At 38.3% G+C, this 13270-nt stretch carries 12 protein-coding genes; 9 read left to right on the plus strand and 3 right to left on the minus strand.

The window, feature by feature from the left end; translation table 11 throughout:
* Positions 1-121: 121 nt before the first annotated feature.
* Positions 122-2179 carry a methyl-accepting chemotaxis protein gene (locus PTI45_RS18275; protein ID WP_069329018.1) on the plus strand — a complete coding sequence of 686 codons (2058 nt, stop codon included), beginning with the start codon at positions 122-124 and terminating at the stop codon, positions 2177-2179.
* Between the two features lie 142 nt (positions 2180-2321).
* Here the strand turns inward: PTI45_RS18275 and rpsD are convergent, their stop codons facing one another.
* Positions 2322-2921, minus strand: coding sequence for a 30S ribosomal protein S4 (rpsD, locus tag PTI45_RS18280; RefSeq protein WP_069329019.1), 600 nt, complete (start codon positions 2919-2921; stop codon positions 2322-2324).
* A 400-nt stretch (positions 2922-3321) separates the two neighbouring features.
* Between rpsD and PTI45_RS18290 the strand changes: the two genes are divergently transcribed.
* The 4 genes from PTI45_RS18290 (at position 3322) to PTI45_RS18305 (ending at position 7552) form a co-directional block, all read left to right on the plus strand.
* A complete protein-coding gene (locus PTI45_RS18290; RefSeq protein WP_069329021.1) occupies positions 3322-5295 on the plus strand; it encodes a sensor domain-containing diguanylate cyclase in 1974 nt (657 codons plus the stop codon).
* Between the two features lie 175 nt (positions 5296-5470).
* Entirely contained in the window at positions 5471-6586 is a 1116-nt protein-coding gene (locus PTI45_RS18295; protein WP_069329022.1) for an aminopeptidase, read from the plus strand.
* A 213-nt stretch (positions 6587-6799) separates the two neighbouring features.
* The gene (locus PTI45_RS18300) at positions 6800-7057 is read left to right on the plus strand and encodes an HPr family phosphocarrier protein (protein WP_069329023.1); all 258 of its coding nucleotides are present in this window, start codon (positions 6800-6802) and stop codon (positions 7055-7057) included.
* Positions 7058-7252: 195 nt separating this feature from the next.
* Positions 7253-7552 carry an Fpa/YlaN family protein gene (locus PTI45_RS18305; RefSeq protein ID WP_069329024.1) on the plus strand — a complete coding sequence of 100 codons (300 nt, stop codon included), beginning with the start codon at positions 7253-7255 and terminating at the stop codon, positions 7550-7552.
* Positions 7553-7624: 72 nt separating this feature from the next.
* On the opposite strand, the gene cax is transcribed toward PTI45_RS18305, so the two are convergent.
* Complete coding sequence (gene cax / locus PTI45_RS18310) at positions 7625-8689, minus strand: calcium/proton exchanger (protein ID WP_069329025.1); 1065 nt, start codon at positions 8687-8689, stop codon at positions 7625-7627.
* 192 nt (positions 8690-8881) lie between these two features.
* Between cax and PTI45_RS18315 the strand changes: the two genes are divergently transcribed.
* Positions 8882-9244 (plus strand): Asp23/Gls24 family envelope stress response protein, encoded by a 363-nt coding sequence (locus PTI45_RS18315; RefSeq protein ID WP_069329026.1) that lies wholly within the window; start codon positions 8882-8884, stop codon positions 9242-9244.
* Positions 9245-9322: 78 nt separating this feature from the next.
* On the opposite strand, the gene ftsW is transcribed toward PTI45_RS18315, so the two are convergent.
* On the minus strand, positions 9323-10495 hold the full coding sequence (ftsW, locus tag PTI45_RS18320) for a putative lipid II flippase FtsW (protein WP_069329120.1): 1173 nt from the start codon (positions 10493-10495) through the stop codon (positions 9323-9325).
* 503 nt (positions 10496-10998) lie between these two features.
* Between ftsW and PTI45_RS18325 the strand changes: the two genes are divergently transcribed.
* The 3 genes from PTI45_RS18325 to PTI45_RS18335 all read left to right on the plus strand — a co-directional run bounded on the left by PTI45_RS18325 (position 10999) and on the right by PTI45_RS18335 (position 13052).
* Positions 10999-12198 (plus strand): M20 metallopeptidase family protein, encoded by a 1200-nt coding sequence (locus PTI45_RS18325; RefSeq protein WP_069329027.1) that lies wholly within the window; start codon positions 10999-11001, stop codon positions 12196-12198.
* Positions 12199-12280: 82 nt separating this feature from the next.
* A complete protein-coding gene (locus PTI45_RS18330; RefSeq protein ID WP_069329028.1) occupies positions 12281-12721 on the plus strand; it encodes a YlbF/YmcA family competence regulator in 441 nt (146 codons plus the stop codon).
* An 82-nt stretch (positions 12722-12803) separates the two neighbouring features.
* Positions 12804-13052: a YlbG family protein gene (locus tag PTI45_RS18335; RefSeq protein ID WP_069329121.1), complete on the plus strand. Its 249-nt coding sequence runs from the start codon at positions 12804-12806 to the stop codon at positions 13050-13052.
* Positions 13053-13270: the final 218 nt, after the last annotated feature.

Consider the following 13270-nt stretch of genomic DNA (forward strand, 5'->3'; position numbering starts at 1 on the left):
CCTTATTTTATCTATTGTTCGTTCAATATCTCAAAATGAAACTGTTAACTTTATGTATCAATTTGTCGATATAAGTAGAATGTGGATTTTATTATAGATATAGAGAGGATAGGTAATTACATTGCGTAGATTTAAGTTTAAAAGCATCCAAGCTCGCACATTGTTAACGCTACTCCCGATTGTTATTATTGCTCTTGTGCTCATTAGTGCGCTATCGTATCAATTTGCCAAACAAAAACTCAATACCGAAATCAACACTAATGCTGCAACAACATTAACAGGCTTGAATGAAAATTTAAACAGTCAGTTAAAACAGAATTCAATGATTGTATCATCACTCGCCGCCGCTACTGGAGAGTTAGGGAATACAATTAGCGTTCCTGACTATTTTAAGCTAGCAGAACGCTGGCAAATGTTAAGTTCATTTACGTATGGAACTGGTATTTTCTTTGCTGAGAATGCGTATGAAAAAGGGGTAAAGTATCGTTCGATATATGCGGTACGAGATGGAGACAAAATCAACACCACCACAGAATATGATGATCCAGCTTATGATTATTTAACACAGCCTTACTATACAGGTACACTGAACAATTTTGATAAGATTTATTATACAGAACCTTTTACCGATTCTGTGAGCAAAATGAAGATGATTACAGCAGGGAAAACGATTCGTAATAATGATGGACAAGTATTAGGAATAGTAGCCGCCGATGTGAGTATGAATAATATTAAAGATTATATTAACAATCTCAAAATAGGCACAGCGGGTCGTGCATTCTTAATCAGTAGTAAAGGTGAAGTACTTGCAAGTGGAAGAAAAGAGATTGTAGAAGATACTCTGTTACAAGATGAGAAAATAGATGGTATTCAAACCGTAGCTAATTTGATGAACAAAAATCAAACAGGCAATACCGTATTAAATATTCAAGGAGAGTTGAATACGATTTTCTATGCAACTGTTGCAGAGACAGGTTGGAAAATCGCTGTTATTTTACCGGATTCTGAAATTAAACAGCCAACTCAAGAATTGTTACATATTCTACTGATTGTAGGAGCCATAGGTATTATTGTAATTAGTGCTGCTATTTTGTGGAATAATATAGGACTGATTCGTGAAACACGTAAAGTAGTAGACGTAAGTCGTAAAATGGCTGTAGGCGATTATTCTGAACGCTTGTCTAATCAACGAGCCGATGAATTTGGACAAATGGCTACCGAATTTAATAAAGTATTAGAATCGACAAGTGGGATCATGGCGCATCTTAATCAACAATCCACTATGGTTCAAAATGCCGCAGCTCAGATTGCTCAAGATTCAGCTATGGCGGCAACCGATGCAGGGCATAATGTAAAAGAATTGCATGAGATGGAAAATGGAGCCGACTTGCAGTTAAAAGCAGCAGATGAAAGTACAGTCGCAATGGAAGAAATGGCTATTGGCGTACAACGGATCGCTGAATCGGTACAAGAAGTATCGGAAGCTACAGTTGTGATTGAACAGAAAGCTGAACAAGGGAATAATCGTCTGAACAAAGCAGTAGAGCAGATTGATAGAGCCAAAGAAGTAATGGATGAAGCAGGACGTATGGCAGCTTCGCTTAATGAACGCTCTCAACAAATCAGCAGTATTATAGATATGATTCAATCGATTAACAAGCAGACTACATTGCTGGCGTTAAATGCTTCTATTGAAGCGGCGCGAGCAGGAGAAGCAGGTCGAGGGTTCGCTGTAGTAGCCTCAGAGATCAGTAATCTAGCTAATAATGTTGGAGACTCTGCCAAGTTGATTACAGAGCAGATCGTTTCTATGCAAGCAGAGACGTCTGCGGTAGTCAGTGGGATGAAAGACGGATCTTTACAAGTCACAGAAGGAATTACGATGCTCGAAGATACGAAGCAGATGTTTGCTTCGATTAGTGAGGATATCGAAAGTGTAGCGGGTGAGATTCAAGAAGTATCTTCTGCATCCGAGCAGATGTCAGCTGGAGCAGAAGAAGTTACTGCTTCTCTCAATAATCTAGCTGATATTGCTAAATCTTCAGCAGTACGAGCAGCCAGTGCAACAGAACGTTCTACACAACAATCGCAATCGTTACAGAAACTTGAAGCTTCTGCGCAATCATTAGATGCAGTCTCGGATTCTTTAAATGAATTGATTTCCAAGTTCCGAACTTAATAACATTTAATAGGGTGAGATCATATAATAAAAGAAATATAAAACCCCCATCGGTGATTACTGATGGGGGTTTGCTATATTCACGTATATAGACAAATAAAAAAGCTATCAGAGCGAACTCTGATAGCTTTGGACTTAAATCTTAACGGTTGTAGAACTCAACGATTTGTTTTTCGTCGATTTCTTGAGACAATTCAGAACGCTCTGGCAAACGGATATATTTACCTTCAACAGCGTTTTCGTTGTACTCAACATAAGCAGGCAAGTGTGAACGGTTTTCGATAGCTTCTTTAACAGAAGACAAGCTACGGCTTCTTTCACGAAGACCAATAACATCACCTGGTTTTACGGAGTAAGAAGCGATATCTACTTTTTTACCGTTAACAGTGATATGACCGTGGGATACCAATTGACGTGCTCCAGCGCGGCTGTTAGCAAAACCAATACGGTAAGCCAAGTTATCCAAGCGGCTTTCTAGCAAGAACATGAAGTTTTCACCAGCAATACCTTGAATTTTTTGAGCTTTAGAGAACAAAGTACGGAATTGTTTTTCGCCCAAACCATACATGTGACGCAATTTTTGTTTTTCTTGTAATTGCATACCATAGTTACTCATTTTACGACGTTGGTTCGCTCCGTGTTGACCTGGAGGGAAAGGACGTTTCAAATCTTTACCATTGCCGCTTAGGGAAATACCAAGACGACGACTTAATTTAAATTTAGGACCAGTGTAACGTGACATTTATAATAAGCTCCTTCGTAATTAAAGTTTTATTTTGAAAATAAACATTCCGGGGCTTTGGGTCTGTGATTCATGTTGCCGCGTTTTGTTTGTCGTAGGCTTGGATAGGAAGCGTACTACTAGCAAAAATGTTCAGCCGCAGTCTTGCTAGCAACAAAAAGCGTGAGGGTGAAACAACGTTACCCCAAATTAAAGTCTATCCAGTCTTCATCAATAATAAATTATATAGGAAACAATCATCTGTCGTCAATAGGTTTGTAAATATTGTTTATGTAAAATTTTATGGAGGTGTTGTTGAATTTAAATATTGAGTGCAAACTATAGTATAAAATTGTAGAATGGGTGTATTAATGTTAAGACATTTAGTGACTTACATTCGTTGTGAGAGGAGGCATTTTATATGTCAGACAATCAATGGAATTATCCGGTGCAAGCCTGGCGTACCGAACAAGGACATGCCTCCTATCCGGTCGTATCAACTACTGATAACACATTCTGGCTTCAAAATCTGGATATTAGTCCTGAAGATTTTCCGTATATCGAACCGTTGTTGCAAGAAAGCCTTAGTGATTGGCAACAACAGAATAGTTCTCAAACACGGATAGGTAATGCACATTGGTTTTTATTTAACCATATGCATAAATATATAGGCGGAGATCAGACAAGTGATCACTTGATACCACAGATAGATATAGCAGTCTTAGATCGTTCAATCTCTAATGAGCATCTTATTGAATATCAACAGGAACAGTATCAGTTCACGATTGTTCCTATTTATACACGTCATCATCAAAAACCATTTGCAATGATGGGTTGTATTCAATTATGTAATCAATCCCAGTTGTTATCTAAAGAAGAAATTAACATGCTTGTTTTACATTATAAAAGTTTATTTTATCGGCGTTTTGAATATACATTTATAGCCGATATGCTACATTCCAAAACGCTGGCAGAACGTGAAGCTCAGCGCCGTTCCGTCTTATTTCAAGTCATCCAACGTATGCATGACAAATTTGAAGTGGATGCGTTGATTACAGAACTGTTTGCTATTGTGGGTCAGATGTATCCGCAAGTCGAATTTGAATTGCTGGTATCTCAGGACAATAAGAGTAACAATCCCAAAGTAAAACCTTTATTATTGCAAAATCCTAAAGAGGATATGTGTGTACGTGCTTTTACAGCAGGTCAGCCCTTGATTGAAGTGCATTCAGAATCCTCAGGGCTGTCTGATCGAATGGAAGTAGCGATTCCTTTAAGTGGCAAGCAAGCGATCTATGGCGTTTTTCATTTGTTGTCTGATTATCCTTTAGAAGAAGAAGATATTGAACTGATGCGCATTATGGCAGAAGCGGCTGGACGTACATTTGAAAATGCTAAATTATACGAACAATCGCAATTGCTCAATGAAGATCTACGTTTGATCAATGAAATCACTAGAAGGTTAAATCAAAGTCTGCAATTGAATGAAATTTTTGATATCGCAGGCAAAGAGTTATTAGACGTATTCAAAGCAGAAACGGTGGCTGTACTCCATCTGAATCCAGAAACCGAACAGTTCGAAGTCGTAACAGGCAACGTTCCAAGTATGGAAGGTAAGTCAGTAGGCAAAGATCATGGATATACCGGTTTACTTTACCGTACCAAAGAACCGGTGATTTTATCAGATTATTGTAACAATCCCAGTCTGGAATCTTTATTTATGAATGCATCGGGTTCTTGCTCAATGATTGCTTCTCCTTTAATCGGTGGTGGCGAAGTCAAAGGATCGATCTTTTTGGGCCACCGGAAAAGTCATTATTTTTCATATGGCAATTTTAAGCTGCTACAAGTCATTACAACGCATATTGGGCTCGCGGTTGATAATGCAACCCTACATGATGAAGTAAGACGTATGGCAAGCCGTGACGCGCTTACAGGGTTGTATCTACGTCGCTATCTGGATGAAAAGATTCAAAGCTATCAAAGTAAAGAGGATAGCGGTGCTTTGCTAATGGTAGATATTGATAAATTTAAACAGGTAAATGATACGTACGGTCACCAGATCGGTGATGAGATTCTCAAACAGGTGAGCTTAATCATTCAGTCTTCTATTCGTGAAGGTGATATTGCGGCAAGATGGGGCGGAGAAGAGTTAGCCGTGTATTTCCCACAGATTGATGCAGAGAAGACAGAAGTGATCGCTGAACGTATTCGTGAAAAAATCGAAAATGAAACTCATCCAACCGTAACCGTTTCTTGCGGAATTGCTGCGTGGGATCGAGAAGATCAAAAAGTCAGTGTAGAATCTTTGTTCTATCGTGCAGATATGGCACTGTATCAAGCGAAAAAAAGTGGACGGAATCGTATATGTATTGATGAGAGTCCAAGAGAATAACCAAAGGGTAGTTCTAACGGTATATGGCGAATAGCTATAGATCATAGAGCTACTTTTTATTTTATAAGGGCAGATGAAGACAAGAAACTTAACATCGTGATACAATATTTTTTGAATAATTAACCGTTGTTCAAAAAAATGTTTTGAAAAAAACACCAAGAGGGGAAGATATACTATGCAAGATCCTAGAGTAAAAGTATTAGCCAAAAATTTGGTTGAATATTCAATTGATGTACAACCAGGCGAAAATGTATTGGTCGAAATGATCGGTACAGAGCGTGATCTACTGAACGCAGTGATTCATGCGATTGGCGAAAGAGGCGGTAATGTTTTTGTTCAATTAACAGATCGCAAAGTACAACGTGCTATGTTGATGAATGCAACAGAAGCAAGTATGAATACATGGGCTGCACTTGATCTGGAACGTATGAAGCAGATGCAAGGGTATATCGGTATTCGTGCAGGTGAGAATATTAATGATCTATCCGATGTTCCTGATGACAAGCAAAAGCTATATAACAGCATTTATCAACATGCGGTTCATAGTGAGCAACGTGTTAAACATACTAAATGGGTTGTTCTTCGTTATCCAAATGCAAGTATGGCGCAACTCGCAGGTATGAGCACAGAAGCATTTGAAGATTTCTATTTTGATGTATGTAATCTAGATTACGCTAAAATGGATAAAGCTCAAGATGCTTTGGAACAATTGATGACTCGTACAGATAAAGTACGCCTAGTCGGTAAAAATACAGATTTGAGCTTCTCTATCAAAAACATCGGTGCTAAAAAATGTTCTGGTCAACGTAATATTCCTGATGGTGAAGTATTCAGCGCGCCGGTTCGTGATTCAGTTAACGGCGTTATTAGCTACAACACATCAACTGTATATAATGGAACGACGTTTGAAGGCATCACATTCCGTTTTGAAAATGGTAAAATTGTTGAAGCAACAAGTAATGATACAGAGAAATTAAATAGCATTTTGGATTCAGATGATGGTGCTCGTCATATCGGAGAATTTGCGATTGGATTCCATCCACACATTTTGCATCCAATGAATGATATTTTGTTTGACGAGAAAATCGCAGGTAGCTTCCACTTCACACCAGGACAAGCGTATGAAGAAACAGATAACGGTAATCGTTCTTCGATTCACTGGGATCTTGTATTTATTCAACGTCCAGAATACGGTGGCGGTGAGATTTATTTTGACGATGTATTGATTCGTAAAGATGGAATCTTTGTTTTACCAGAATTGGAAGCTCTTAATCCAGAGAACTTAAAATAATATTTGGATTGAATCTATAGTAAAAGATTGAAAATGGTAAAAGAGGTTATATATTGGTGTGAGCATCTTATGTGCTAACCCGATAAGATAACCTCTATTTATCACTCTTATCAGAAGTAAGAAATGGGTTGCATAAGAAAGCGTATTCAATTATGATGTAAATGGAAAACCTGAATTGTTGAAAAATTTTAGTCGGAGTAGGAGGGTTCTCAAATGGCAACAAGTAATACGAATAATGCCGCAGTAGTTGAAATCGCACAGACAGCAGGTCAGTTCACTTCTTCTATTGTTTTACAACATGAATCTAAATTTATCGATGTTAAAAGTATTTTGGGACTATTTACAACACTTGTAAAAAACCAAGATTATGAGCTTCATGTACATGGACCAGACGAAGAAGAAGCTAAAAAAGCAGTCGTTGCTGCTTTTGAAAAACATGGACTTGCTGTAAAACTTGCAGAAGGTCAATGATTAAGAGTGCTGATGATCCCTTGTGGATTGTCAGCATTTTTTGTTGGAATCGATCTTAAATAGATTTACGAATCAATTGTTAAAATCTAAGGTAAATTCCTTTAATTTCGTTAGGGGTTCTTGTATTAGCCTCCAATTTCGTCTAATATTAAGAGTAGTAGTGACTGACGATTCTCGAACATGGGGGGGAAGAGCATGACTTCATCTGATTTACAAGAACAGTTGAATATAAAAGCATTGAATCTTCTACAAGAAGATGCAAATAAAATTGAAAAATTAATTGAAATACAGATGGAGAATTTGGATACTCGTTACTGTCCTCTGTACGAGGAAGTTCTGGATACTCAAGTATACGGCTTTTCCAAAGAAGTAGATTTTGCGATTCGTGCCGGATTTGTTTCTGAGCCTGTAGGCAAACAGTTAATCAGCAACTTGGAACGTAATTTATCTGTATTGTACGAAGCTATGAATAATAAACAACAGTCTGCTGAGTAGCAGACTTTCGTTACATAGAAACGCCCGTACCTTCATCTGAGGGTACAGGCGTTTTTTGGTTTGGAATATTATTTAGACGAGATAGAACGATACACCCAGAATAATATAAGTGACTAATAATAGTAATCCTTCATACCAGTTGGTCGAACCATCTTGAATAATGGATTTGGCGATAAATACAGACACCATAATAGCGACCAGTTCAAGTGTCGTAAATACAATATCCATCGTATTGCCTAGGAAAAAGCTAACAAAAATCAGTACAGGAGCAACAAACAGAGCAATTTGTAGACTACTACCTACTGCAATTTCAACCGATGCACCAATTTTGTTTTTCATCGCTAACATAATAGCTGCACTATGTTCAGCCGCATTACCAATAATGGCAACAACGAATGCACCGACAAATAGTTCACTGAATCCAAAGTCTGTCGTAAATGTCTCAAGTGTACCGACAAGCCATTCACTGACAAATGCAGTCATCACTGTAGCCACCACTAAAAACAAGATTGATTTGTTTTTAGACCATTTTGGTTGCTCATGATCTTCAGGTGCTTTGGGATCTTTGACATCTTCCAGATACTTTTTGTGTGTCACCATCGAGAAGATCAACCATGCAATATAAGCAGCAATCAACAATCCTGCGACAATTAAGCTAAGTGTATCGACTTCTTGAGGCGTAATAGAATGAGTATTTAAAAATAAAGCAGGAACAAATAATGCAATCACAGCTACGATCATCAATGAACCATTCATATTAGCTAATGCCACATTAAAGTTCTGTACTTTATGTTTGACTCCACCTGCAAAAATACTAAGACCCAATACCAGCAATAGGTTACCGATAATCGAACCAGTTAAGCTGGCTTTGACCATATCGTATAATCCTTCACGCAACAACATAATAGCGATAATAAGCTCAGCGGCATTACCAAATGTAGCATTCAGAAATCCACCCAAACGTTGTCCTGCATAATGAGCTACACTTTCCGTAGCACGTCCTAGAAATCCTGCGACTAAGATAACTGCAATAGCCGATACTACAAATTGTAGAATAGGATTCAAATGTGCATAATGAGCAATAGCACTAAACACAAAAAAGATGGCTAATAAAATAGTAGATAAATGTTTCTTCATTGTGCACCCCTTTTTCTATATATTTTATGTAAATTCTTTAACATTATAACCAAAACAGTAGGGTATTTAAACCGATTGTATCGGATAAAGTTTAGATTTTGCTCGAATGCTGATACAATAGAGAAGAAAACATCAGCTCGATATGAAGTTATTTAGACAGATGACGTTTTAAGCTTTAGAGGAGGATGGGACATGACCGAATCATTACAATTGGAAATGGGTAGTATCAAAATTGCCGATGACGTCGTAGCAAAAGTAGCGGGCATGGCCGCGTTAGAAACGCCAGGTATTGCTGCTATGTCTGGAGGATTATCCGATGGATTTGCCAAACGTCTAAGTGGTAAAAATGTACAAAGAGGTGTGACTGTAGAAGTCGGACAATTGGAAGCAGCGATTGATCTGCGTATTATTGTTCTCTACGAAACTCCGATTCATGAAGTATGCCGCATGCTTCAACAAAATGTACGTGAAGCTGTAGAAAATTTAACCGGACTTAAAGTGGTTGAAGTGAATGTAAAAGTAGAGGGCGTCGCTTTTAAAGACGATATTTTGTAGAAATCTCAAGTCTAACCATATAAAAAAACGACGGATATGATCTCCGTCGTTTTTTTTACTTTGTATGCAATTATCTTATTATTTCATGCGCATAGAGACTGAAGAACGACTACTTATGCGTGAATTTGTTGTTTGTGCTTTTTCACTAGCTACCCGATTGGTTTCACGAGAAATACTTAACATGATCCCCATACTGGTCATCATCATAATTAATGATGTACCTCCATAACTGATAAATGGTAATGTAACCCCTGTAATAGGAATCGTATTCGTAACACCACCGATATTAATAAACGCTTGAATAGCGATCAGACTCATAATACCGACTCCAACGAGTGTTCCAAAGATATCGGGACATCGCAAAGCGATAAACAAGCCTCGCCAGATAAAGTACCCGTATAACAATAAGAATAAGCTGGTGCCTATAAATCCGAATTCTTCACCAATGACGGCAAAAATAAAGTCATTGTAAGGGTTAGGAAGATAGTGAAGCTTCTGAATACTTTGACCAAAGCCTGAGCCTGTAAATCCACCCACTCCAATAGCAGTTAGCGATTGAACAAGGTTGTAAGAACTTCCTTTTTCATCAGCCATGGGATCAAGAAACGCTTCAATCCGTCCTGCTTTGTAGCTACTTTCATTACTGCTGTTATCATCATGATTAAAGAGGGCACCTATACCAAGTACAAGTGATGCTCCCAGAACCAGTAAAAGAACAGAAGCCATAATATGTTTGACACTAGCGCCACCAGCAAAAATAATTAAACCTGCTGTTGCAACCAAAATCATACAAGAACCCAAGTCATTTTGTAAAAAGATTAAGCCAGCAATTAAGCCTACTACAACCATGACTGGAATATAACCACTGCGTAAATCTCTAAGTTTATCTCCTTTTTTGGAGATCAGAGCCGCTAAATACAAAATAACAGCTAATTTGGCAAATTCAGAAGGCTGAAGTGAAAATCCAAAAATATTCAACCAGCTTCGAGCACCGTTCAACTCTTTACCTACCATAAGAACGATAACCAATAGCGCTAAAGTAATCAGAAAAAAGGGCGCAAACCATTTTTTATATTTACTATAGTGAGCTTTCATAGCAAAAAACATACCGACCAAACCAATAACGGCGTATAAAATATGTTTTTTCGTAAAATACAAGGAGTCGAAGTTATAGTTTTTGTTCGTCCATGCGATGCTTGAACTTGCACTAAAGACCATAATAATACCGAAACAGACCAAAATGACGGTCATGATTAACAATTGAAAATCAGGAGCCCCTTTTTTGGTGATTGTCTGCGCAGGTTGCTGTATATTACGCACATTGGAACTTGATTGGGTATTTGTATTCCGATAGCGATTGGCTGTAGTCTGGTTGTTTAGTGTTCGTTGCGAAGTATGTCTGATTTTATTCATAACGAGTCTCCAAGGATAGAACGGATATGTACAGGTCATCATTCATAGAGGCAGTTAACAAACTGCTAATTTTCATGCACAAATCCTCCTTTTGTAATAAAAAACGTATATATGTTGTATTATCATATAAAATTATGGTTAAGTTCACTTTTCATGATAGTACGTTTTGTAGGTAGGCGCAAGCTTTGAAAAGCTGTATTGACGCACTTATCAAGCAAATATGTTACGGTTAAACAGAAATTGGTCATATAAACTATTATTTAACCAACACACAGGTATTGAAACTTACCAATATGTGTATAATGAAATAACGAGAATCACATTGAAAGGATGAAGAGCAGATGGGGAATTATAATTGGGAAGCTTTATTTCCAGATATGGTAGAATGGCGCAGGCATCTTCATCGTCACCCTGAGTTATCTTATCAAGAACACAATACAATGAAATTTATAGCAGACCAATTAATAGCCTTTGGTATTGACACACAGTCCGGTGTTGGCGATACCGGAGTGATAGGTACAATTAAAGGAAGTCTGCCCGGCAAAACAGTAGCGCTACGTGCTGATATTGATGCATTACCGATTCAAGATGAAAAAGAATGTGAGTATGCTTCACAAGTTGAAGGTGTCATGCATGCTTGTGGACATGATGGTCATACCGCAGGATTATTAGCAGTAGCTCGTTATTTCAGTGAAAATAGAGATACTTTGAAAGGCGAAATTCGTCTTATTTTCCAACCGGGAGAAGAAGTCTGTCCGGGTGGAGCGTTAAAAATGATTGCGGCAGGTGCGCTTGAAGGAGTCGATGTCATCTACGGTGTTCATTTATGGTCGCCTTTGCCAGTACACACGTTAGCAAGTGCAGCAGGGCCGATCATGGCATCTGTAGATGACTTTGTGATCGATATTACAGGTAAAGGTGGTCATGGCGGTATTCCTCATGTGACGGTGGATAGTGTATTAACAGGCGCGCAATTGGTAGTACAGTTACAATCGATTGTAAGTCGCAATGTGAATCCTCTTCAACCTGCTGTGTTAACGATCGGAACGATCAACAGTGGAACAGCCAAAAATATTATTGCCGAAACGTGCCGGATTACAGGGACAGTACGGACGTTTGATGAAGAAACCCGTGCTGTTATTCGCAATCGGTTCGAAGAAGTGACTCAGCATACTTGCGCTATGAATGGAGCAACAGTAGAAATTGATTATATGATGGGATATCCACCGCTTGTGAATCATGCCGGAGAGACAGAACGCTTTTTCCAAGTAGCTAAAGCCATATTTGGAGAAGAACAAGTCCAGGTGACACCACCGATGATGCCTGCTGAAGATTTCTCTTACTATGTTCAACAAGTGCCGGGCTGTTTTATTTTTGTAGGTGCTGGTAATGAAGATAAAGGGATTACTTATCCTCATCATCATCCTAGATTCGATATTGATGAAGCAGCGATGCTGAATGCAGCCCAAATCTTAGTCTCTATGGCTGAAAATTATCTGGAACAGCAGGATGAAATACCATTTTTGGAAAAGCACTTCTAATCTGTTCTAGGCTTATGCTATGATAATAGAGACAACTAAGAAGATAGTTGTCCACTTTATATACAGAAACGAGATGAATTTCATGAGCGTAACCGAGATTAGGACGGTCGATATGGCCGAAGTCTTGACAAACGCCTATGAACTAGGCGATATGATCAACAATTCTATCGAAGTCGCGAATTACCTATATTGGGAAGAGCGTATGCTGGCTCACCCGGACGTTATAAGCTTGATGCACAAGCTCAACAGTAAAAAAGAATTATTTGAAGAAACACAGCGGTTCGGTCATTTCCATCCAAACTTCCATGAAGCCAAAGAACAGGTGGAAGCGGTTCAACGGGAAATGGAACAAATTGAAGCGGTATGGCGCTTCAAAGACGCTGAAAATAATTTGGATCAAATGTTATACGAAATGTCAGAACTGATTGCACATTCCGTTTCTGAAAGTATTAAAGTTCCAAGCAACAACCCTTTACCGAAAGGAGGCGGATGTGGTAGTGGAGGATCATGTGGATGCAGTTGAGAATGAGCAACAAGAACAAGTTCAAGTCCAGCAAGAACAAGTTCTAGAACAAGAGGAACAAGGGTTAGCTCTACCTGAACGTATCGGTTATATTATCTGGGTCAACGATGTCAAAGCAGCGCGCAATCTTGAAAAATATGGCTGTGTTCATTATATTTCACGTCGCATGCATTATGTGGTTATGTATCTGTACACTGAAAAAGCCGAAGAAACACTCAAAAATATCCGTCGTCTTTCTTATGTACGTAAAGTTGAACGTTCTTATCGTAACGAAATTAAGACCGAATACACCAAAGCAGTACCGGATCAGACTCAATTTTACGGTATTTAATTAATCCCTTTGGGAATGATTACCTTTAGCAATAAACAAAAAGCGACCTTAAACGGTCGCTTTTTTATATTTAATTTGCAGCAAACGGTTTCATTTATGAGTGGTTAAAGGTATTTAATAAGTATTATTTACGATAATTTTGAAGAATTATCATTTATGGGTTAAAGAAACGTGACTAGCTGTCGATATAATATTTAGTGGGACTACAGAACTGTAAG

Source organism: Paenibacillus nuruki (genome assembly GCF_001721045.1).
Classification (GTDB): domain Bacteria; phylum Bacillota; class Bacilli; order Paenibacillales; family Paenibacillaceae; genus Saccharibacillus; species Saccharibacillus nuruki.